Genomic DNA, 21,705 nt, shown 5'->3' on the forward strand with positions numbered 1-21,705 from the left:
GGGGAAGCCGTAGCCGCCCTGGTGGCCGGGGGCGCCGGGCGTGGCCGGTCCCTGGCCGGGCTGGGGCTGGGGGTTGCCCGGTCCCGCGGCCTGCTGCGGGAAGCCGTAACCGCCCTGTGGCGCCGCCGGTCCCTGGCCGGGGGCCCCGGGGGAGGGCTGGGCCGGGATCGGGCCGGGCGCCCCGGGCTGCGGATATCCATAACCGCGGTGGTCCGCGCCCGGCTGGGCCGGCTGCCCGCCCGGGCTCTGCTGCGGATAGCCGTACCCGGCCTGCGGGCCCGCCGGGCCCTGGCCGGGCGCGCCGTGCCCGGGCTGCGGGCCGGGCGTCGCGGTGGGGGTGCCGGTGACCGGGGCGCCGCCGGTGGGGGTGGCATCGGCGGGCGCGGCATCGGCGGGGCGGGGGAAGCCGTAGCCGCCCTGCTGGCCGGGTGCGGCCGGTCCCTGGCCGGGTTGGGCCTGCGGGCTGCCGGGGCCTGCGGCCTGCTGCGGGAAGCCGTAACCGCCCTGCCCGGGGGCCGCGGGGGAGGGCTGCGGGCCGGTCGGGGCGCCGGGGGCGGGCTGCCCCTCGGTGCCGGGGGCCGGCGGCGGCCAGGCGGCGGCCTGCTGGGCGAAGGAGCCGTCCCCGGCGGGCCCGCCGGGTGCCTGCTGCGGGGTGTCCGTACGCTGCTGCGGAAGCGGCCCCGGCCCGGCGGCACCGGCGCCCTGGGGCGGCCACGGCGCGCCCGGCGCGGGCTGCGCGGCGCCGCCGCCCGGTGCCTCGGCCGCGCCCTGCGGCGCGGCGGGCTGGAAGTCCGGGGGGAGCGGCGGCAGTCCGGCCTGGGGGGCGGCCGGCGGGGCCCACGCGGCGGGCGGCTGCGGGGCCTGCGGCGGCTGTGCGGCGGGCGGGGCCGCCTGGGGCCCGGCTTCGGCGTCGGGGGCCACCGGCGGCACGGCGTCCGCCGTTTCGGCGCCCTCGGCCCTGCGCTCGGCGATGTCGCGGCGCAGCGAGGCCGTGGAGAACCGCAGGGTGCCCTCGCTGCGCACATCGCCGCTGCGGGCCTCGTCGGCGGGCGGTGCGGCGTCCGTGGGGGCGGGAGGCGCGTCGGCGGGAACGGCTCCGGACGGCTCGTCTGCGCCGGATCCAGCGGATCCAGCGGATCCAGCGGGCCCTCCGGCTCCCCCCGCGCCGTCGGCCCCGCCGGCCCGGTCCGCGATCTCGCGGTGCAGGGCGGCGGGGGAGAAGCGCATCGTGGCGTGGGCGGCCAGATCGCCGGAGGCGGATCCGTCGCCCCGCGATGCCGCGTCGTCCCCGGGGTCACCGGACCCGGGGTCACCGGAGCCGGCGTCACCGGATCCGCCTCCGGACGCCTCAGCGGGTTCCCGGACGCCGTCGGCGGCCTGCGGCGCCACGGGCTCCCGCCGCTCGGGACCGCCGGCCGGACCGCCCTCACCCGGCCCGGGGGCCGACGCGGCGTCAGTTGACGGTGCGTCAGCCGCGGCGGCCGGCGCACTCGGCTGCAACGTGAAGTCGGAGGAATCGGACGAACCCGACGGCGCCCCCGGCCCTTCGGGGCGCTCGGCGCCGAACTCGCGCGCGCCCTCCGGGGGCGCGGCCTCGCCCCGCGCGGCCTCCCCCGCGGGAGCCCCGGCGGCGGGCGCGCCGGGCGCCGGCCACGCGGGGGCGGAGCCGTTCGGCTCCGGCAGGCCGGGGACGGCCACCGGCTCGCCCGTCGGGGGCGGAGGAGGCGTCGCCGCGCCCCCGCCGCTCCCGGCGCCCGTACCGCCGCCGCCGAAGGCCGTACCGCCCGATGTCGCCGACGAGGGGGAAGCGTTCTGCGTGTACCAGGCAGGCGGGGTGTAATCGATGGTGAATTCGCCCGTGTGCTCGGTCTCCGCGTCGGACCGATCATCGCCGGGTGTGGTTCCGCCCGCGCGGATCTCGTCCCGATCGCTACTCACAATGCCTCCTGGTGTGGTCGAGCACCTTTGAAAATCTTGGCGAGGCCGATCGTTGCCGATCGTTACTGTCGTCCGACCGCTCGGCTTTCCCCGTTGCGACGCGGGCACCCGAGATCAGGTTCTCCCTCGTGCACACCAAGACTAATCACCATGCGCGCCACAGGGGCAGGCCCGTCCCGCCCCCGCCGCTGTCCGGTACCTCACGCACGCCTGACGGCAACGCCGCGTATGCCGCGCGCACACACTTTCCCTCTCCTTCCGGCGTCTTCGAAACGCCCGCCGCCCCTGGAGAAGGCTCACGCCGCAGCGCGCGGAAAGCGCGGGCGGCGCGGGCGGAAGGCCGCGCGACCGTCGGTGCGCCCCGGCGCCGGGTGATAGAAAGATTCCCCGCTCGAATGCCGTTGGCACAGCGGGATCCCCGACCGAATCGCTCCTTTCCGGGAGGAACGGCCTTCTGGAACGCGGGGGGAGGCCGATCGGTCCGCGGACCCGCGTAAGAGGTGAGCGCGATGTCGCAGCCGCCCCAGCCCCCCGACCGGCCGCCAACCCGTCCCACGGGCGGTGGGCGAGAGCCCGGCAGACGGCGGAGAACCCTCGTCATCGGCGCGGCCGTGGGCGCCCTCCTCGCCGCGGGAGCGGGCGTATGGGCCGCGGCGGGCGGCGGCGAGCCTCGCACCCCCGCGCCGGGTCACGCCCGGGCGGGGACGCACACGGACCCGCTCCCGGCCGGGCCCACCGGCCGGCCCGGGACCACCAGTGGCCGGCGCGGAGACGAGCGTGCCCCCGGCGACGCGCGCCGACCGGACGAGGCCGAGGTGCTGTTCCGGGAACCCGCGCCCGGTGCCCCCGAAAACGGCGCCGACATCCCCGGTTTCTGGGTGAGGGACGGTCATGTCGTCAAGGCCGTCCGGGACAAGGTCATCGCCTACGGCGACCACGGCGAACGGAAGTGGACCGTCACCCTGCGCGGGGCGGTGTGCGCGGCCCCCGAATCCCCCACCGGGGGCACGGTGGTCATCGCCTACGGAGGGCCGGGGAAGGACGAGTGCGGCCGGCTGGCGCTCATCGACCTCGACCACGGCGCCAAGCTCTGGGACCGGCGCGCCCCGGCCGCGCGCGGCCCCCGCGGCGACCACCTCGGCATGGGCCTGGCCCAGAGCGGTGACCTGGCCGGCCTGTCCTGGTACGGCGGCTCGGCCGTCGTCGCGGTCGGCGACGGCCGCCGGGTCCCGGCCGGCGCCCTGCCCCCGGGCTGCCGCGTGGACGGCTTCGCGGGCGGCCGGTCCTTGCTGCGCGCCTACTCCTGCGACGACGGCACCGCCGGCCTGCAGAGGCTCGACACGGCCACCGGCCAGGTGTCCTGGACGTACCGCGTCCGCGAGGGCTACAAGGTCAGCAACATCTACTCCACCGACCCCGTCGTGGTCTCCCTCGCCGACGACCACCACAAGTCGGGCGGAATCGTGGCGCTCTCGGATCGCGGGACGCGGCGCTCCACCCTCGACCTGGGCGAGCGGTCCTATCAACCGGAGTGCGGGCAGGACCTCTTCGGCACCAGGACGGGCGGCTGCCGGGGCGTCGCGGCGTCCTCCGACACCTTCTACCTCCCGACCGAGCTGAGCCCCGACGGCGGCCGGGGCCCGACCAACGAGATCCACGCCTTCGACCTGCGGACGGGACAGCGGAAGTGGACGTCCAAGGTGCCCGGCCGGGTGCTGCTTCCGCTGAGCGTGCGCGGCGAGGACCTGATCGCCTACGAGCAGCCGACGGAGAAGGCGGCCGGCTCCGTCGTCGGCGTGACCGGCGGCCGGCCGAAGACCCTGCTGCGGCTGCCGAAGGCCACCAGGGCCGCGGAGGTCGGGCTCGCCTCGGCGTCCCGGATCTACCGGAAGGGCACCTTCTATATCGCCTCGGACCGGCTCGCGGGTTCCGGAGCGGACGAAGCGATGATCGTGGCCTTCCGCCCCTGACCACCGCCGGCCCGCTCGCCCCGGGCGGGGGAGCGGAACCGCGCCCGCCACCCCCAGGGGCAGACGGGCGCGCGAACGCCCTGCTCGGCGAACAACGTTATTGCAGATCGAACTCGCCGTCCCGCGCACCGAGCACAAAGGCGCGCCATTCCGCTTCCGTGTAGCGCAGCACCGTCTCCGGATCGGAGGAATTCCTCATGGCGACCGCGCCGCCCGGCAAATAGGCGATCTCCACTCGCTCTTCGGAGGCGCTGCCGGGCGCGCTGAGCCACTCGGCATCGGAGATGTCGAGCGCGTACAGCTCGGCCTTCTCGTGGGCGTCGGCCATCGGTTCGTACGTCCCTTCGGAAACAGCGGAAACCAACGTGCCCACGGTGGCGGAGCGGGTGGACACTGTCGCGGACAGTGTCGTCCGCCGCGCGCGTTGAGGCAATCCGACTTGACAGCCGACGCCGGACCCGGAGTCAGTCCATCCGGCGCGGCGCGCCCAGCAGGCCCGACTCGGCGTCGGTCGGCTGCGTCGCCACGTACAGCCGCGCATGGCGGGTGCACCAGAGGGTGACCCCGTCCGCCAGCGTGGACAGCGCGGACACGTCCACCTCCGGCAGCCCCATGATCCGGCCGATCTGCTGGGCCTCGTCCGGGGACACCCGCTGGACGCCGACCAGGCCGGCGTTCTCCATCAGCCGCGGGGCGACGGGGCTCAGATACGGCAGGAGGGTCAGCACGGACTGCCAGGGCGCCGCGGTCACCCGCCCGCGCGGCGGCCGCATCCCGGCGTCCCGGATGACCAGTACCGGGCTGCTGACCGAGGCGCCCTGCGGCGGCACCCGCCCCACGTCGTGCAGGGTGATGCACTGCTGGTTGTTGTTGGCGGCCTGGGCCAGCGTCGTCCACATCTGCTGACGGCCGGTCTCCACGGTGACCCGGGCGCCCGTGGCGACCGCGCGCAGGCCGATCACCTGCGCCGTCCACAGGCCGCCGACCAGCAGGACGTTGAACGGGGTCGGGCGGTGCAGCCCCAGCACCGCGGGCTGCCCCTGCCCGTCCGCGCCGATCACGATGCCGTCGTCGCCGATGGGCAGCGCGAGCGACTCGAACTGCTCGGGCGGCACCTCATGCCGCTGCCGGCGCGGGCCGAGCAACCCGAAGCCGTACCACTGCTTGCGCGGCGGCGGCGCGGGCGCGGGCTCCGGCTCGGGCAGCTGCCCGGGGCCGCCGGCCGTGGGCAGGCCGGAGCCGGGGAGGCCGGAGCCGGGGAAACCCTGGCCGGGAACCCCCGGGCCGGGGAACACGCCCCCGTTCGGGGCGGTCGTGGGCGTGGCCATCAGCGGGTCCCTCCCAAAGGCAGCGTGGCGAGCACACCGGGCACCTGCTCGCGGTCCAGCCGCACCAGCCCGATCCGCACCCCGCGCGCCGTACGCTCCAGCTCCTTGCGGATGGTGACCAGCTCGTCGGCGCTGCGGCCGGTGATCCGCACATGGCCGCTGATCGTCGGCGCGTGCCGCCCGCCCAGCGTGCCGCCGCGGCGCAGCGTGAGACTCAGAGTGGTCGACAGCGCGGGCAGCGAGGTCAGCAGCGCGGCCAACTGCGGCAGCGGCGCCGCCACCGGGTCCAACTGCGGCCAGCGGCCGATCCAGTAGGCCGTGTGCCAGCGGTCGTCGCACCGCCAGGCACGGGCGCTCTCCAGGGTGCGGCGGTTCGGCGTGTCCCGCCGCCCGGCCTGCGCCGTGGCCCGCTGGTTGGCGCTCGCCGCCGTCGCGATCGCGGCGGTCAGCGACTCCTCGGACAGCACCGTCACGCCGAAGCCGTCCCCCTGGAGCCGGCTGGCCAACTGGTCCGCCGCCCGCAGCAGGCACCGCTGCGCACCGCCCAGGCCGCCGCCCCGCGCGGCCACGGCCTCCGGGCACAGCTCCGGGTCGAACTTCAGCGCCACCCACGTCATACGGACCGCCGGAGCGCCGGTCTGCGCCTGCAACGGCGCGTAGTTGCGCAGGGCCAGCGACTGGGGCGGCAGGTGGTGCGCGGGCGCGGGCAGCGTGTGCTGGACGACCTGCGCCGACTCCAGCAGGATCCCGTCCACCTCCATGGCGTCCCGCAGCAGGGCCAGCGGCAGCGGCTGCTGGGCCCGCTGCGGCCGCAGCGGCGCGTCCACCGCCTCCACCTGCAGCACCGCCGTCAGGAAGGTGCCGTCCCCGACCATCCCCACCGCACGCCGGTCGCGGTCGATGAACGTCAGGGTCCGCAGGGCCGGTTCGCACTCCACGGCGATCGCGAAGCCGGGGTCCGTGCCCGCGTCGAGCGGCTTCGCCGCCAGCCGCCTGCGCCGCCGCAGCGCCGCCGCGGTGCTCAGCCACTCCGAGATGGGCTGCTGCCGGCGGCGCACCACGGCCAGCAGCACCAGCACCAGCCCCACCACCGCGGCGGGCACCAGCAGCAGCTCGTCCACGACCCAGGCGACCAGCACCACCGCCGCGGCCACCTCGATCAGCACGAACTGCTGCAGCCGCACCGGCCCGAAGCTGCCCGGCCGGGACGCCGGCCGCGGCGTGACGGCTCCCGCGGCGGGGGTCGGCGCGGGGCCGGGCGCGGAGCCGGAGGGCGTCCGCGAGCGGGACTCGCCCGACCTCCTCCGGCCGGATCCGCTCCCCGCGGTGCGTGCGCGCGTGGCGGCAGCCATCCCCGTCAGCCCCTTAAAGTCCGAAACACACCCGAAAGACCCGGCGGACGTCCGTGGCCGGATCGTCCCCGAGCGACACGAGCCAATTCCTTCCCGGCATAGTAGAGGGTCGGTAGACACCCGGACCGAGGGCAGTGCCCGACGACCGAGGCCGAAAAGCGGGGAGAAACGGCTAAAGATGGCATCACGGCGGGATGAGCTCAACGCCTACACATTCGCGAAGAAGCGGACAGTCGCCGCCTTCTTGCAACCCTCACCCAGCGGTACGGAGGAGGGCGCCCCGCGCCCGCTGCGCACGGTCCTCCCCGGTGTCGTCATAGGCGCCCTGATCCTCGCCGGGTTCGGCGCCTGGGGCATGTTCAAACCGACCGCCCCCAAGGGCTGGGACGAGGTGGGCGCCCATGTCATCGTCGGCAGCGACTCGACCACGCGCTATGTGATCCTCAAGACCGACGGCAAGGTGCAGCTGCACCCCGTCCTCAACTTCGCCTCCGCCAAGCTCGTCCTCTCCGGTGACAAGTCCAGCGTCATCAAGGTGAAGGAGTCCGAGCTCGACAGCGGCCACATCCCGCGCGGCCCGACGATCGGCATCCCGTACGCCCCCGACCGCCTGCCCAGCGCGGAGGAGGCCAAGAAGCAGAAGGAATGGGCCGTCTGCGAACAGCCCGGCGGCAACGGGAAAACCACCCAGAAGGCGGTCTTCCTCTTCTCCGACCGCGACCCCAAGGGCAAGAAGCTCCGCGGCAACCAGCGGCTGAGCGGCGCCCAGGCCCTCTACGTCCAGGGGCGCAACGGTGCCCGCTACCTCGTCGACCCCCAGGGCACCAAGTACCTCATCGGCGGCACCAAGTGGAAGCAGCTGGCCCCCTCGGACTACGACCTCCTGCTCCGCGCCCTCTTCCGCGACGGCGCCAAGCCGCAGCGCGTGACCGATGACTGGCTGGCCACCTTCCAGGACGGCCAGCCCATCGTCTTCCCCGAACTCCCGGGCCGGATCGGCGACAACGCCGGAGTGGACACCCTCCCCGACCGGGCCAACCACGTCGGCATGGTCCTCGAAGCGGAGACCGGCACCGGCACCCAGAACTACGTCGTGCTGAAGGGCAAGGTGCAGCGCGTCTCGGAGTTCGTCGCCACCCTCCTCCTCCGCAGCAAGCAGCTCGCCGGCCTCGGCCAGAAGAGCCAGGCCGAGCAGGTGGCCACCGCCTCCTTCACCCCGGAGGGGAACTTCTACGGCGACTACGACTGGCCGACGCGGATCCCCGAGCAGGCCAACTCCATCGAGCAGCAGGAGACCCAGGGCAGCGCCGAGCGGGACACCGTCTGCAGCATCATGAGCGGAATGACCTCCAAGCGCACCCCCAGGCTGGCCACCTGGGCGGGCACCGACTTCCCCGCCACCATCCCGGACGGGGCCACCAGCGCCTACGTCACCCCGGGCTCCGGCCTCCTCTACCGCCAGGTCACCGGCCGCCAGACCAGCAACGGCTCCATCTTCCTGGTCACGGACACCGGACTCCGCTACGTCGTCCAGTCCAACAACGACAGCGGTACGGACAAGTCGAAGATCGGCGACGAGGACTCCGGCCAGTCCGGAACCAACGCCGCGCAGCAGGACGTCAACAAGGCCCAGATCAGGCTCGGTTACCAGGACGTCATCCCGGTGCCGGTGCCCGCCAACTGGTCGGAGTTCCTGCCCAGGGGACCGCGCCTGGACACCAACAGCGCCAAGCAGCCGCAGGGGTCGTAGGCCATGAGCGACACGAAGAGCCGGCAGCCACGGCGGACCGCGAAGAAGGCGATCTTCCTCTCCACGGCGATCGCCCTCACGTCCCTCTCCGCCGCCCACGGCCCCATGACCCCCGCCCTCGCCGACCCGGGCCTCACCCTGACGGGCGCGGGGGAGTGCACCTACCCGGCCAAGCAGATCAAGGGCACCCCCTGGTCCCTGCAACGGGTCCTGTTCGACCAGCTGTGGCAGCACACCAAGGGCATCGACAAGAAGACCGGCCGCCCCGTCCTCGTCGCCGTCATCGACACCGGCGTCGACATCAAGAACCCGCAGCTCACCGACGCGGTCGACACCAAGCTGGGCTTCGAGGTCCGCAAGTCCGGCAAGAACGCCCTGGAAAAGGGCAAGAAGGGCGACGGCACGGACGACCTGGTCGGCCACGGCACCAAGGTCGCCGGCATCATCGCCGCCCGCCCCCACCCGGGCACGGGCTTCGTCGGCCTCGCCCCCGAGGCCAAGATCATCCCGATCCGGCAGAACGACGAAAAGGGCTCCGGCACCACCGACACCATGGCCGAGGCCATCGACAAGGCCGTCACGAGGGGCGCCCGGGTCATCAACATCTCCCAGGACACCGTCAAACCGCTGCAAGCCAACAACAACCTCGAACGCGCCATCAACAACGCGCTCGAGCACGACGTCGTCGTCGTCGCCTCCGCCGGAAACGACGGCCTCGACGGCAAGGTCAAGAAGACCTACCCCGCCGCCTACAAGGGCGTCCTCGCCGTCGGCTCCTCCGACCGCAACAACGAGCGCGCCCCCTTCTCCCAAGCGGGCGACTTCGTCGGCGTCGCCGCCCCCGGCGTCGACATGGTCTCCACCGTCCCCGGCGGCGGCCAGTGCGTCGACAACGGCACCAGCTTCTCCGCCCCCTACGTCGCGGGCGTCGCCGCCCTCATCCGCGCCAAGCACCCCGACTGGAAGCAGTACCAGGTCGTCGCCCAGATCGAGCAGACCGCCGAACGCGCCGTCAACGCCCACGACGCCTACGTCGGCTGGGGCGTCGTGGACCCCGTCCGCGCCCTCACCGAGGACGACCACCCCATCGACCACGTCACCCTCGACAAAAGCCCCGCCCGCAACGTCGACGCCCCCACCCCCGCCCCGCTCACCCTCGGCGAAACCCCCCAGGAACGCAAAGAGCGCTTCGCCACCTACATCCTGGGCGGCGCAGCCCTCCTCGTCGCGATGATCACGGGCACGGCGGCCGTACTCCACGAACACAGACGACGCCGCCGAACCGCGTAGCCAAGTTGCCTAGCGGAGGGGGAACTTCGTTGTCCCCACTCGTCGGTAAGGTGGTGCCGCCGGCTGTCGCGAGGGGGGAAACGTCATCCATGGAACCGCTGCGCCCGGACGACCCCCGGCGGCTCGGCCCCTATGACGTCGTGGCCCGGTTAGACGCGGACGGAGACCGGATACCGGTCCCCGAGCGCCGCTTCATCGCACGGCTGCCGGGCGGAAACCGTACGGTCCTGATCAGCCTGCCGCTGCCCGGCACGGACCCGGCCCGCTTCGCCGCGGAGGCGACGGCCGCCCGGCAACGACCGCCCCACCCCTGGCTCGCACCCGTGACGGAAGCCGGCGGCACGGCCGAAGCACCCTGGTACGCCTCCCCATACCTGCCCGCCCTGCCACTGACGGCCGCGCTCGCCGCGCATCAGGGCCCCCTCCCCGAACACACGGTGGGCGCCCTGGGCGCCGCCCTCGTGGAGGCCCTGGCGGCCCTGCACGCCACGGGCGTGACGCACGCGGGCCTGTCACCCGCCGCAGTGCTGATCACCGCGGGCGGCCCGCTGCTCACCTGCTTCGGCGCCGTACGGGCGGCGGCGCCGGACGGCGAGCAGCGATCGGGACTGCCGGGCCTCGCCTCGGGCAGTGTCGCGCCGGAGCAGCTCACGGGCGGACGCCCCCGGCCGCCGGGCGACATCTACGCCCTGGGCTCGGTGCTGGCGTACGCGGCGACGGGACACCTCGTCCCGCCCGGGACACCCGCACAGGTCGGTTGGTGTGGTCCTGGGACTTGCCCCGAGAACATCTGGATTTCCAGCATCTGGACCCTGGCCAACTTGCGGCCGACCGGGAACACGTCTACTTCGGGGCCGGGAAAGTCTATGCGTTCCGGCTCTCCGACGGAGACAGGGTATGGAAATTCGGTGAAGGCCGAGCCAAGGGCGACATCAAGAAGGGCGAGCGTCCGTACGGCAGACCGGCGGTCAAGAACGGCGCGGTGTACGTGGCCGAGGGGACCCGCGGACTTGTCGCCATAGCGGCAGACAGTGGCAAGCCGCTATGGGAAGTGAGCCTGGGAGGGATACCCAATCTCCTGGCGAGCCCCGTCATCGGCAGAAAATACGCCTATGTCGCTGTCGATGGAAATGCCAGGATCAGCGCTGTCGACCTGCGTACCCACAAAGTCGCCTGGACCTCCGTGTCCCCGGAAATTTCGGCGGCGCGTTCGTGGCCCATAATCGTGCCGCGACCCTTGTGTAGACGAGCGGCGATTTCGCGTGTGCCGTTCCTTTCGAGTGACAGGAAAACAATCATCACATGAACCCTCTAGGTCCTGGCTACCCCCTTCGTCTCGGTCCATACCGCCTCGTGGCCGTGCTGGGGGACGGCGGTATGGGCAGGGTCTACCTCGGGGGACGGCGCCGGCCGGGCAGTCGCAGTCAAAGTGCTCCGCAGAGAGTTGGCATCTGACCCGAACATGGCTCAGCGTTTCGTTCGCGAGGCGCAGGTCGCGCAGGCCCTCACCAGTACCGGCGTCGCGCGCGTACCTCGGAGCCTGGTACGAAGGAAGCTGGCCGTGGATGGCCACTGGGTTCCTGGCCGGACCAACGCTGGACCAGCACATCGAAACGTACGGGACCTTCGACGACCTGGGTGTCAGGGAACTGGGCGCCGCCCAACTTGCTCTGGAGGTCCCTGACCGGCACTCGATCACAACGCGACCGCCGGCCCTGGCGGGTGCCGCCCCGAACGGTCGACCGTCGTCATCCGCAGCGTCACGGGATCGCCGACCGTCTGCGCCGAGATTCCCCAAAGTCACGAGGCGTTATTAGCAAGGTCAACAGCAGAGTCATGGCGCGCCCATACGTTGCGTTCGGCCGTAATCTCAGGGTTGGCGCCGGGGCGTTGCCTCCGGCGGTTGGGCCTCGCGCTCGCCGCGGTGCGGGGTGCGGATCGATGATTGACGATGCAACGGCTGTGCAGGGTCCCCGAGTAGTGCTCTGTTACAGAGTCGTCGATCAACCTTGACGATACGATAGTTGGGCCACCCAGGCTGGATCGCTAGAGTGGCTCAGGACATCGTTGGTGTCATACGGGGAGGATGCGGTGGCGAAACCAGTCGACCCAGGCGGTTCGGCTCCACAGTCGCACTTGTTCGGCAAGGGCATGGCCAAGGAAGCGGAGACCTTGGCGAAGTTCAAGAGCCGGATTGACAAGGTTTTGTCCGATCTTGAGAAGTCGCCTGCGTCCAAGACGAAGCTTGACGAGCAAACCATCTCTCGGGCCGCCTACGGCAACAGTACCCTCACATCTGCCGATGCCTTGTCGCAGATGTACAACCAGGTTCACGAGAAGATCAAAATCTATTCCAAGACCTTCGGTGACCAGCTAGAGGCATTGGGTATCGCGGCGCTGATTGCCGAAAAAGGATACGACGGTGTTGACGCCGAGCAAAGGCGCCGCATGCAGGAGATCCAAGCAGAGGCGCAGAAGTACTACCGTGCCCCGAAGTCGGGTCAGTCGGGGGCGTCGGGCGACTCCTCGCATGACGGTAGGTCTGTCGGCCCGGACGCAAGCTGAGGGGGTAGGTACAGATGGGTGATGCGGGTTCCAGCAAATACGAGGGAATGAGTCACCAGCAGCTCTACGAGATTGTGCAGCACGCCGATTCAACCAAGTTGAGCGATGCGAGTACCGCTCTGATGGCCGCGTGGACCGATTTGACTGGGCTCGCGGAGGAGATGCGGCTGCACGCTGAGAATGTCAAGTGGAAGGGCGAAGGAGCTGAGGCCTTCCGCAGTTGGATGGAGGAGCTGTCCAAGCAGACTCTGCACTTGGCCAGCTACACGTGGGGGATTGGCAACAACATAGGTGTTGCCGCACTGGGCCTGGCCGACGTCAAGTCGGCAATGCCGAAGCCGGACTCACCGGGCGCGAAGCTGGTCCCTATGTGCTACGTGGATGAGGACAAGGAAAAGGCCCGGCTCAAGAACGAGCCTGACCGACAAGAGGCCATCAAGCAGATCGTGAAGCTGGACTCGTACTACGAGACGGCGCACACGTATATGAAGACGGCGCTTGAGGAGCCGAACTTTCCTCCGCTACCAGATGCGCTGACACCGGTCGAGGGCTACGAGACGCCTCTCGGCGCATCGTCTTCTGCGAGCGCAGCAAGCTACGGTTCGTCTGGGTCTCACGCGACGCCGCTTTCCGTAGCCGACCGTGCTATCGCAGCTCCGAAGAGCGCGCCTGCAAGCCCTGCTGGAGTAAGCCCCCACACGCCTGTGACGCCGATCGGTGGCGGGGGCGTCTCCGGGACGGGCGTCCCGAACCTCCCGACCCCCCCGGACCCGACCAACACCACTATCGACTCCGTCAAGGCCCCGCCGGCGCCGGACCCGATCAACAGGCCCAACACTCTTCCGCCGCTGCACGAGGTTCCCAACATCCCGTCGAACGGCCCCACACTGCCCCCGGTCACCGGCCTCCCAGGGCCGAAGCCGACCCTCCCTACGACCCCGCCTGTGAACCGGACTGCCCCGATCCCCGGACCTGGGCAACTGGCCAAGCTACCTCCGTCCGCACCGAGTACACCCCGGCCGTCAAGCGTGCCCCCGCGTATTCCGACGAACGAGGGAATCATCGGCGGAAAGCGGAGCGTTGGACAGACCAATACTCCGCGGATCCCACGTGGCATGGTGATTGGCGAGGAGCCGCACTCTCCCATGACACGCGGCCCCGTCGGGCCGGGCACCTACTTCGGGCACGGCCCGAACACGACGGGGGTCAGCGGCCCCGGACGACGACTTGTGTCGGAGCCAGGAGGGATGGTTGACCGTCCGAAGGGGACGAACCCACCCGGCCGGGGTTTGCCGCGCACTACGGTTGTGGGCGAGGAGCGAGGTGTTCTCCCGCGTGGTCCCGTCGGAGCGGGAGTTCACCCGGTCGACGGCGCGCATGCTCCCAGCGGCACGGGCTCGGGCCGACGGTTGGCGTCGGAGCCCGGTGGTGTCACAGGTGGTCCGCGTGTCCCTCGTGAGGGCCGCTCCGAGTTCACTCAAGGAGGATCGGGGCTCGTGCGTGGGAGTCACGGTCCTGCCGCAGTACCACCCTCGGCATCCCTTCCGCACGGTGGTAACCAGCGCAACGCCGGGGCCAGGCCGGACTACGTCGTCGAGGACGAAGAGACTTGGTCCGGCGGTCGGCGCAACACTGTCCCGCCGGTTATCGAATAGCCCACGGAACAGCTGTTTAACTCGAGGAGTTTCCACTAGATGCAGCTTCCATCCCTTAGCGTACGGCGTCGGGCCCTCCTGGCTCTGGCAGGTGCTGTACTCGTCTCCGCGGCTGGTTTTGCGCCTTCTGCGGAGGCGCAGGATATTCGCTCGCAACAGTGGTACCTCGACGCGATGAAGGCGGACGCCATATGGAAGGTGAGCCGGGGACAGGGAATTAAGGTTGCCGTCATCGACACCGGAGTAAACACCTCGCTTCCTGAGCTCAAGGGTCAAGTACTCGGTGGCAAAGATGTCTCAGATGGCAAAAAAAGTCCCGAGAGAGATAGCAACGGTCATGGGTCGAACATGGCTGCTCTGATTGCAGGTACTGGATCCGGTGGTGGGATCCAGGGCCTTGCTCCGGAATCCAAAATCCTACCTGTAAAGATTGCGGTTGATGGCGAGGGTTTCTCGGTGGACTCGGCACTCAGTCGTGCAATCAGATTTGCTGTCGGGCAAAAAGCTCAAGTCATCAACATTTCACTGTCGTCGACTGGAGCTAGCGATCATTACCCGAAGACCAGGTCAGCCATTGAGTACGCACTTGGAAGAGGGAGTCTGGTTCTGGCGGGTGCAGGGAACGATGGAGAAAAGGGCAACTTGCCTTCGTACCCCGCAGCTATTCCCGGCGTCGTAGGCGTAGGAGCAATCGACCGCAATGGCAACGTCGCCAAATGGTCAACCTCCGGTGACCACGTAGGATTGGTGGCTCTCGGCGACGGCATCCCCATCCACTGCACTAAGACGGAGGGCATCTGCAACTCTGGCGGCACAAGCCAGGCCACCGCCATCGCTTCTGCTTCCGCAGCCCTCATCTGGGCCAAGCACCCCAAGTGGACGAACAATCAGGTCTTGCGCGTCATGATGCAAACCGCCGCTAAGCCCACCACCGGCAAGCTCCCCAGCATCTATGTGGGTTACGGCTCCATCCGCCCCCGCAAGGTCCTCCTGGACGGCGAAGGAGACCCCGGCCCGGCCGACGTCAACCCCTTGCTCGCCCGCGAGGGCGCGACCAAACCGGACCCCTCCGCATCCGCGTCCGCTTCCAAGTCCCCGAGCGCCGACCCCCAGTCGACGCCCACCCCGCAGCACGACAAAAAAAGCGACAAGAAAACCGTCGCGGAACCCAAGAAAAACGACGACAATAGCAGTACTCTCTGGATCGCCATTGGCGCAGGCGCCGTTCTCCTGGGAGCTGCCGTCGCCTTCGCGCTCGTACGCCGCCGCGGCAGGGCGTAGGCCGGCCAATGACCAGCTGCCACTGCCGAGTGCCGGACCGAGTACTCCGCCGAGACACCCCCGGGGAGCAGGGGTGCCGACGGGCACCGAGCTCTCGTTCAACATATGTAACAACTGTGAACGACGAGCGAGGTGTTGCCGACGTTTGCCACAATGTGTAGTACACCTAGTAACAGTACGTTGAATCCGCAAGGAATCACGCACAGTGGTGAGTTGAAGAGTGAAACCCCAGATCAACTCGCCAACAACTCATGGGGGAAGGTGGAAAATGAGCAAGCAGCGGGTTAGCGATTCCGCGTTCCAGACATTCACGAATGAGCTGGACCAGTCCATCCAGGGCTTCGCCAGCAACATGAAGCTGATGGCCGACATCCTCGCCACGGTGGACTCGGGATGGCAGGGCCAGGGCGCCGGCGCCTTCAAGAAGGCGCAGATGGACCTGGAGCAGGACCACGACGCCGTCCGCCGCCTGGTCGACGGTATCCGCGAGGCCGTGGCCCTGACCCACCGTGCCAGTGGCGCGAACGACGACGACATCGCCAGTCAGCTCAAGGCCATCGACGTCAACGGCTCGGCCGCGGGCGGGCACATCACCCCGGGCAGCGGCGTGGGCGGCCTCGGCGCCGGCACCGACGCCCCGATCGCTTCGTACTCGAAGGTCGACGGCTTCTAAGCCCGACCCATGCGGAAAGGGGTGCCTGGCAGTGGCACCATGGCACCCCTGCGCCGTTTGACAAAACGCTTAAAGAACTAACGAGTTGGGGGACAAGTGTCCACAGTAGACGGAATGCTCGTCGACTACGAGTCGGTGCTGCAGCTCGCCAGTCAGCTCCGTACGGCGGCCGGCAACGTCCGCAAGGAGATGAACGACATCCAGGCGGCCGTGAAGAAGGTCACCGAGGGCTGGGAGGGTGAGGCCCACCAGGCGATGCTCGCGGCCGAGAAGCAGTTCCAGGCCCGGGCCGACCACATCCAGGGTCTCGTGACGAAGGTCGCGGCGCTGGTCGAGTCGGGCAAGGACGCGTACCACGCCACCGACGTGAAGGCGTCGAAGCTGTTCAGCCTGGGCTACTGAGCGATTCGCCTCCTCGATGGGGCGGGCGGCGGTTCACACCGCCGTCCGCCCCATCGGCATTTCCGCGGACTCCGGCGGCATTCCCACCGACTCGGCCGCCGCACGGACCAGCGCCCCCGCCGCCCTCCCCACCCACATGCGAAAGCCGCCGGGGGAGGCAGAGCCCCCGCCGGCGGCTGACAGACAAACATAGCCAGTCGAGTCCGTGAGCCGAGCGAAGTCCCGGCTCAACGGCTCACTCTCATCAGTTCAGTCCAAATAAATAAGCGCTTCGGTCCGTGCACTGTCGTAGCGTTCCTGCCCGGAGCCGACGAGGTGCCGGGACAGCCCGCTGTCGACGCCGTAGCCGTTTGTCTGGGCCCACCCCGCGACCATATGGTTCACCTGCTTCTGGCCGGTGGTGAAGTGAGACTCCGTCTCCTGGGCGGCGAGGGCGTTCGCTTGAGCGATCTGGTCTTCCTTCCAGTCGTAGGCACCCGCGTAGAGAATGCGGTAGGCGGCATCCGTGATGAATCCGGTGGGCTGGCCTTTGAGGGCGCTCGCAGCAGCCTGCATGCTTCCGGTGACGACGAATTCGGCCGTCTGCGCGTGATTGGCGAACGAGATGGTGTCGTTCTTCTCGTCGCGCGCGATGTCGGAGCTGACGCCGTCGTAGAAACCGAAGACGTGCGATGCCCCTTCGATCGCCGCAGCGCGTTCGTTGGGGTCGCTGAAGTTCGTATTGGACAGCGTCCCCGCAGCGTAGAGCCGCTCGGCGTCGAACATCTCACCGAACGCCTTACCGTCCTCCGCCACGCCACGCATGATGCGGGTGAGGCTCTCCTTGGGAACGGACATATGGCCGTTCTTGTCACCCGTTCCGTCGTGCCACACGCTGTCCTTGTCCATGTACGGACCCGTACCACTCAGGATTTCATGGGTCTCGGGCGTGTAGTCGACGAGCATGCGACCCAGACTTCCCCGCAGGTTGTAGGGTATATCGGCTCCCTTCCGGCCTTCATCCAGGATCTTGATGGTGTCGTGCATCACCCGGGACTCGGCCTCGGTGTGATAGCCGAGCGTGTGGTCGGCGCCCGGAAGATTCCCGGTGGCGGCCGCCTCCAACGCCGCGCCGAAGCCCACCCGGTTGTCGGGGAGGTCGCTCCGGTAAATCCCTATGCTGTTGGGCGAGGCAGTCGTCGGCCACTCGCGTTCCTTGAGCAGGTACTTCAGGTGGTCGTTCTTGCCGTCCGCGCCGGGGTCGAGGAACGACGTGGCGACGTTCGGCTGCTTACTCATGATGCCGAGCAGGCCGTCCAGCGGGTCGGTCGCTATCCCCTTGTGGGGGGACAGGCCCGGGCCCTGCCACGAGTCCCATCGGCCAGGTCCCATACCGTCGCTCTTCTCCAGGGCGATGATGTCGTTACCGACATCGGTCAGGAACTGCTTTCCATAGTTATTTCCATGTTTCATCAGCTCGACGAACGACTGGTAGCCGTAGAGCGGGACCGTCCCCCCGTCGAAGTCCTTGCTGCCTGCCTTGCGCAGGCCCTCACGCCACTTCTGGTAGAAGGGGTCGGAGGGCGACTTCGTGGCGGTCGCCAGGGAAGTCGCCACGCCTTCCTGGATGGCGCGGAAGTCCTTCTTGTCGTCGCCCTTGGCCAAATCGTTGAGCTTGATGTTCAACTCAATGGTGTCGTTGGGGCCCAGGCCGGCCAGGAACGTCTGGCTGAACTCCTTGTTGTGCTCGTTGTCCCGGAACAGCCGCTGGAACTCGGCCATCTCCTTGTCGCTGAGCTTCTCACCAGACTTGACCTTGCTTGCGAGCTCCTTGGCCTCCTTGGCCTCGACCTTCTCGATGTCCCCTTCCGCCTTGCCGTTGAACCCGTTGACGGCCCAATCGAAAGGATTGGGATCCTGCGTGGCCGCCTTGAGCGCGAGCTTCACACCTTGGTCGGCGTCGTCGACCGCCTGGACCGCCGCCTCGATGTATCGGGTCCACGACAGCTCGGTGCTGTGCAGATCCGGGTCGTGCTTGATGGTGAAGGCATCGTCCTGGCTGACCTTGGAGAAGTCGTAACTCGCCCGCCCGTCCTCCGAGACCTTCATCCCGGCCTTCACCGCGTCCTCGACCGCGGACTTCACCTTTCCGCGCAGCTCCACGAACTGGCTGTGCGCGTCCCGCAGCACCGACGCGATCGCACGCGCCTCCTTCGGGGCCGCGGTGAACTGCTCGCCGGTCTTTTGCATGTCGGGGCGCGCTACGAAGAGCGCCTGACCGGACCAAGTACCGTCGAGTCCCACCGATTTGACCTGGCTGTCATAGACCTTCTGGACCGCCTCGAACTTCTTGGCGGCCTCGTCCCACTGCTTGGCGGCGGTCTCGAGGAGGGACAGATCGATGGTCATGACCTGGTGGTACGTGAGCACGAGCCCCCCTCTACTGGTACTTCGAGATACGGGACGGGTACGGGATGTCCTCCGGGTACTGACTGGGCGGGACAACCGCCGAGAGCCCCGTCCCCACCATGTAGTCATTGTTGAGGAAATACGTGTTGGCCCCGCTCAGCGCCGACTTCTCCTGCGAGAGACGGGCCTGGAGCGCCTTCACCGACGCATGCCATCCTTTAAGAGCTTCGGTGAGCCCACTCCCCGTGGCCCAGTCCTTGAACTCCTTCTGGGCCTTCTCGGTCGATTCGTCGACGCACTCGCCGGCCGTCTTGGTGTCCGGCTGGACAGTGTCTTCCAACGCCTTGACGGCGCTCTTCTTCCTGGAGGAGCTCGACTTGAACGTGAGCACTCCGGGCAGTCCCGGACCAGGGGGGTCAGTCTGGTTGAGCTGCATGTGGGTGGACTTCTGCCCCGCGGCAGCGTCGGTGCGGAGCTTGGACCACTCGTCCTCAAAGGTCATGATTCCCCCATGGCTAGGCATCAAGTGGCACGTCGCATACGGAAATTAGCCTTCCGAAGTTAGCACGCTGGTGCCTTGTTATTCACCCCTTTCCGGGCGCACTGATCGAGCGATGGGCCGTTTTGTGTGCTTCGCCCCTCGGAGGCGAGGGTTCTCGTCGCGGAGGATGACGCCGCGACTACGTGGCGTGCCGGAAGCTCGAACCAGTGGTGTCCGGAAAGGAAACTTACGGAGATAGACGTGTGTGTGGCTCAGCGGGTTCCATGGCGCGCTTCAATCACAGGTCAAGAGTTCCCTGTTACCCCCGGTTCGATAGGTCCGGGTCCAAGGTGTCTCGCCAGCGCTTTGTGTTAGCGCAACGTTAAGTTGAGACCGGTTCTTGTTCTGGCGTGCAGAGGAGGGCTCTGCTGTGGTGGCGGAGACAACTCGCTCTAAATGGCTTTGCGGTCAACCTGTCTTCAGGGCAAGGGAGTTGGAAGCTGTGTGAGCAATCGGATGGTCATCGAACCATCGGTGACCGAAGTCGGCTTGCGCCAGCGTCGGCAGAGCAGGGCCAGCAGTATTTCGGCACCGGCGAGGAAGCCGGCTCACCGGGCGGATCTACTGGCCGTGGTTGCTCTTGTCTTAGAGGCCCTAACAGAAGTTGTTGATCACGTGACCGTCGGCTTGTCGGCTCGTTGGTCGGGTCGTGGGGAAACGTCAGTCGCGGCCGTGGATCGTGTCGGACGAACTGTGGTCGCTTATCGAGCCGTTGCTGCCGGAGCCGGGGCCGAAGCTGGTGGCGGGCCGGCCGCGGGTGCCGGACCGGCAGGCCCTGTGCGGGATCCTGTTCGTGCTGCACACCGGCATCCAGTGGGAGTACCTGCCGCAGGAGCTGGGCTTCGGCTCAGGGATGACCTGCTGGCGGCGCCTGGCAGCCTGGAACGAGGCCGGTGTATGGGACAAGCTGCACCTGGTGCTGCTGAAGAAGCTGCGGTCGGCCAAGCAGCTGGACTGGTCGCGGGCGGTGATCGACTCCTCCCACGTGCGGGCGGCCCGGCGGGGCCCAAAAGCGGGCCGAGCCCGGTCGACCGTGCACGACCGGGCAGCAAGCACCACGTCCTCACCGATGGCCAGGGCATCCCACTCGCGGTGTCGCTGACCGGCGGAAACCGCAACGACGTCACCCAGCTACTGCCCCTGCTCGACAAGGTTCCACCGGTCGCCGGCGTCGTCGGCAGGCCACGGCGACGGCCGGACATGCTCTTCGCGGACCGCGGCTACGACCATGACAAGTACCGGCGGCTGCTGTGGCAGCGTGGTATCCGTCCAGTGATCGCGGAACGCGGCCAGCCGCACGGCTCCGGCCTGGGCATCTTCCGCTGGGTCGTGGAACGAACGATCTCCTGGCTGCACGGCTTCCGCCGCCTGCGCATCCGCTGGGAGAGACGCGACGACATCCACGAAGCCTTCCTCGGCCTCGCCGCCTGCCTCATCACCCACCGACACGTTCAACGCCTTTGTTAGGAGCTCTTAAAGGGGAATGCTGCCCGACCGCACGCCCTCTGCTGTCCAGGTCCTGTTTCAGGGGGGGCGGGAGGCGCAGGTGGAGCTGCGGGCAGGGCGCGAACCAGACCGACGTCGCTTGAGGTCGGGGGTGGGCCTGAGGCCGAGGCGATCGCCGCCTGTCCCGGGCTCGTGGGCGGCCGGGACGAGGCCGAGCGGCGACAGTCGTCCCTCCCGCTGCCAGGCGACACGGAGGCTCTGCCGGGAAGCCGCTGGCGGAGCCTCCGCGCACTGTCGCGTATGAAACGAGCGCCCAGAGGAGTCGTGGGTGGTCTTAGCTGTCGCTGAGGGAGGATTGAACGCCCTGCCAGGCCTCATGCTGGTCTCGCCAGGCAGCGCTCCGGTAGAGGGCCGTTTTCGCTTCCGGCAATGACAGGCCGAGGACCTGGGATGCCACGTAAATCGTCTCGATCGGAGATTTTCCAAGATCGCGCAATTTCTGGAATACCTCTTCCTGATCAACCAGGCCCTCGTGGGTGAACTGTGACGCGAGCGCGTCCAAGAGTGGCCGATCCATACTCACCCTCCTCCCAATATCTTATCGACATCCAAGGTCATGGAGCTAGGACGCTTGAATATTGTCCCATCCGGCTTTGGGATGTGGCGCTCATAGTTGAGGACAACGGTACTGTATCCCTCGGCGCGCGCTTGTGCTGCCAGGGCATGCTTCATCTCCCTCAGCGCATCAGGTCCGATGGGCGCCCGGGCGAGTCCCTCCGTGCCCTTCGGGAATACCATGAAACCTTCGAGATGCAGAGTGTCGCCGGCGGCGCGCACGGTCGCCATGGTCTCAATTTTCTGGCCGGACAGCTCGAACGAGTCGTCCCAGATATCACCGTCGACAAATCGAGGGCTTGATTTGCAGCCCTCTAGACCGAGTGGGTCGGTCCAGGTAAAAGGGTTGGCGATGTAGAGATGGGCATTGTCAGCCGGGGCAAGGCCAAGTGGGTCGGGGGTGAGGTAGCGGGCGGTCTCGGGGTCGTAGTAGCGGAAGAGGTTGTAGTTGAGGCCGGTTTCCGAGTCCGCGTACTGCCCGGGGAAGCGGAGGGGGCAGTCCGTCTCGCCT

General features: G+C 68.8%; 17 protein-coding genes and 1 pseudogene. 10 read left to right on the plus strand and 8 right to left on the minus strand.

Annotated elements, in window-relative coordinates:
- The coding region (locus BBH68_RS22440) for an SCO5717 family growth-regulating ATPase (RefSeq protein ID WP_281182488.1) at window positions 1-1,938 on the minus strand (1,938 nt) is incomplete at its 3' end.
- Between the two features lie 509 nt (window positions 1,939-2,447).
- Between BBH68_RS22440 and BBH68_RS22445 the strand changes: the two genes are divergently transcribed.
- Entirely contained in the window at window positions 2,448-3,908 is a 1,461-nt protein-coding gene (locus BBH68_RS22445) for an outer membrane protein assembly factor BamB family protein (protein WP_065965271.1), read from the plus strand.
- A gap of 97 nt (window positions 3,909-4,005) precedes the next feature.
- Here BBH68_RS22445 and BBH68_RS22450 read toward each other — a convergent pair whose 3' ends face one another.
- The 3 genes from BBH68_RS22450 to eccE all read right to left on the minus strand — a co-directional run bounded on the left by BBH68_RS22450 (window position 4,006) and on the right by eccE (window position 6,588).
- Window positions 4,006-4,236: a DUF397 domain-containing protein gene (locus BBH68_RS22450; RefSeq protein WP_065965272.1), complete on the minus strand. Its 231-nt coding sequence runs from the start codon at window positions 4,234-4,236 to the stop codon at window positions 4,006-4,008.
- Window positions 4,237-4,372: 136 nt separating this feature from the next.
- A complete protein-coding gene (locus tag BBH68_RS22455; protein ID WP_065965273.1) occupies window positions 4,373-5,236 on the minus strand; it encodes a hypothetical protein in 864 nt (287 codons plus the stop codon).
- On the minus strand, window positions 5,236-6,588 hold the full coding sequence (gene eccE / locus BBH68_RS22460; RefSeq protein WP_065965274.1) for a type VII secretion protein EccE: 1,353 nt from the start codon (window positions 6,586-6,588) through the stop codon (window positions 5,236-5,238). Before eccE ends, BBH68_RS22455 begins: the two co-directional genes overlap by 1 nt.
- Before the next feature lie 178 nt (window positions 6,589-6,766).
- Here eccE and eccB point away from each other — a divergent pair, with 178 nt between their 5' ends.
- From eccB to BBH68_RS22495, 8 genes and pseudogenes are all read left to right on the plus strand, one after another.
- Entirely contained in the window at window positions 6,767-8,338 is a 1,572-nt protein-coding gene (eccB, locus tag BBH68_RS22465) for a type VII secretion protein EccB (protein WP_065965275.1), read from the plus strand.
- Window positions 8,339-8,341: 3 nt separating this feature from the next.
- On the plus strand, window positions 8,342-9,628 hold the full coding sequence (gene mycP / locus BBH68_RS22470) for a type VII secretion-associated serine protease mycosin (RefSeq protein ID WP_174589069.1): 1,287 nt from the start codon (window positions 8,342-8,344) through the stop codon (window positions 9,626-9,628).
- Window positions 9,629-10,388: 760 nt separating this feature from the next.
- Window positions 10,389-10,934 (plus strand): outer membrane protein assembly factor BamB family protein, encoded by a 546-nt coding sequence (locus BBH68_RS40830; protein WP_158080291.1) that lies wholly within the window; start codon window positions 10,389-10,391, stop codon window positions 10,932-10,934.
- Window positions 10,931-11,322, plus strand: a pseudogene (locus BBH68_RS43275) (protein kinase domain-containing protein); the annotation flags it as partial. The gene BBH68_RS40830 and the pseudogene BBH68_RS43275, both read left to right, overlap by 4 nt.
- Window positions 11,323-11,719: 397 nt before the next feature.
- Window positions 11,720-12,193 carry a hypothetical protein gene (locus BBH68_RS22480; protein WP_245738223.1) on the plus strand — a complete coding sequence of 158 codons (474 nt, stop codon included), beginning with the start codon at window positions 11,720-11,722 and terminating at the stop codon, window positions 12,191-12,193.
- Window positions 12,194-13,887: 1,694 nt separating this feature from the next.
- On the plus strand, window positions 13,888-15,129 hold the full coding sequence (locus BBH68_RS39685) for a S8 family serine peptidase (protein ID WP_076970707.1): 1,242 nt from the start codon (window positions 13,888-13,890) through the stop codon (window positions 15,127-15,129).
- Window positions 15,130-15,397: 268 nt separating this feature from the next.
- On the plus strand, window positions 15,398-15,802 hold the full coding sequence (locus BBH68_RS22490) for a WXG100 family type VII secretion target (RefSeq protein ID WP_065965278.1): 405 nt from the start codon (window positions 15,398-15,400) through the stop codon (window positions 15,800-15,802).
- A 114-nt stretch (window positions 15,803-15,916) separates the two neighbouring features.
- On the plus strand, window positions 15,917-16,204 hold the full coding sequence (locus BBH68_RS22495; RefSeq protein ID WP_065965279.1) for a WXG100 family type VII secretion target: 288 nt from the start codon (window positions 15,917-15,919) through the stop codon (window positions 16,202-16,204).
- Window positions 16,205-16,453: 249 nt separating this feature from the next.
- Here BBH68_RS22495 and BBH68_RS22505 read toward each other — a convergent pair whose 3' ends face one another.
- Both BBH68_RS22505 and BBH68_RS22510 read right to left on the minus strand, forming a co-directional pair.
- Window positions 16,454-18,592, minus strand: a complete 2,139-nt coding sequence (locus BBH68_RS22505; protein ID WP_245738225.1) for a DUF6571 family protein — start codon at window positions 18,590-18,592, stop codon at window positions 16,454-16,456.
- 31 nt (window positions 18,593-18,623) lie between these two features.
- Window positions 18,624-19,094, minus strand: a complete 471-nt coding sequence (locus BBH68_RS22510; protein ID WP_174589070.1) for a hypothetical protein — start codon at window positions 19,092-19,094, stop codon at window positions 18,624-18,626.
- Window positions 19,095-19,809: 715 nt separating this feature from the next.
- On the opposite strand from BBH68_RS22510, the gene BBH68_RS39690 reads away from it, so the two are divergent.
- Window positions 19,810-20,600, plus strand: a protein-coding gene (locus tag BBH68_RS39690) for an IS5 family transposase (RefSeq protein WP_425428834.1) whose coding sequence is annotated in 2 segments (ribosomal slippage) — window positions 19,810-20,131 and window positions 20,131-20,600 — 792 coding nt in all. Because the reading frame shifts where the segments join, the coding sequence is not laid out codon by codon here.
- A gap of 313 nt (window positions 20,601-20,913) precedes the next feature.
- Here the strand turns inward: BBH68_RS39690 and BBH68_RS22525 are convergent.
- Window positions 20,914-21,156 (minus strand): hypothetical protein, encoded by a 243-nt coding sequence (locus BBH68_RS22525; RefSeq protein ID WP_065965283.1) that lies wholly within the window; start codon window positions 21,154-21,156, stop codon window positions 20,914-20,916.
- Between the two features lie 2 nt (window positions 21,157-21,158).
- A partial coding sequence (locus tag BBH68_RS22530) for an RHS repeat-associated core domain-containing protein (RefSeq protein ID WP_141713043.1) occupies window positions 21,159-21,705 on the minus strand: 547 nt, incomplete at its 5' end.

Origin of the sequence: Streptomyces sparsogenes (assembly GCF_001704635.1) — a bacterium.
Lineage (GTDB): Bacteria > Actinomycetota > Actinomycetes > Streptomycetales > Streptomycetaceae > Streptomyces > Streptomyces sparsogenes.

Excerpts from the sequence above, each read along its gene's own strand:
- BBH68_RS39685 (WP_076970707.1), top strand. The coding sequence starts at position 13,888 with ATGCAGCTTCCATCCCTTAGCGTACGGCGTCGGGCCCTCCTGGCTCTG.
- BBH68_RS22490 (WP_065965278.1), top strand. The coding sequence starts at position 15,398 with ATGAGCAAGCAGCGGGTTAGCGATTCCGCGTTCCAGACATTCACGAAT.
- BBH68_RS22445 (WP_065965271.1), top strand. The coding sequence starts at position 2,448 with ATGTCGCAGCCGCCCCAGCCCCCCGACCGGCCGCCAACCCGTCCCACG.
- eccB (WP_065965275.1), top strand. The coding sequence starts at position 6,767 with ATGGCATCACGGCGGGATGAGCTCAACGCCTACACATTCGCGAAGAAG.
- BBH68_RS22525 (WP_065965283.1), bottom strand. The coding sequence starts at position 21,156 with ATGGATCGGCCACTCTTGGACGCGCTCGCGTCACAGTTCACCCACGAG.
- BBH68_RS22450 (WP_065965272.1), bottom strand. The coding sequence starts at position 4,236 with ATGGCCGACGCCCACGAGAAGGCCGAGCTGTACGCGCTCGACATCTCC.
- BBH68_RS22495 (WP_065965279.1), top strand. The coding sequence starts at position 15,917 with ATGCTCGTCGACTACGAGTCGGTGCTGCAGCTCGCCAGTCAGCTCCGT.
- mycP (WP_174589069.1), top strand. The coding sequence starts at position 8,342 with ATGAGCGACACGAAGAGCCGGCAGCCACGGCGGACCGCGAAGAAGGCG.
- BBH68_RS22455 (WP_065965273.1), bottom strand. The coding sequence starts at position 5,236 with ATGGCCACGCCCACGACCGCCCCGAACGGGGGCGTGTTCCCCGGCCCG.
- BBH68_RS22510 (WP_174589070.1), bottom strand. The coding sequence starts at position 19,094 with ATGACCTTTGAGGACGAGTGGTCCAAGCTCCGCACCGACGCTGCCGCG.
- BBH68_RS22505 (WP_245738225.1), bottom strand. The coding sequence starts at position 18,592 with ATGACCATCGATCTGTCCCTCCTCGAGACCGCCGCCAAGCAGTGGGAC.
- eccE (WP_065965274.1), bottom strand. The coding sequence starts at position 6,588 with ATGGCTGCCGCCACGCGCGCACGCACCGCGGGGAGCGGATCCGGCCGG.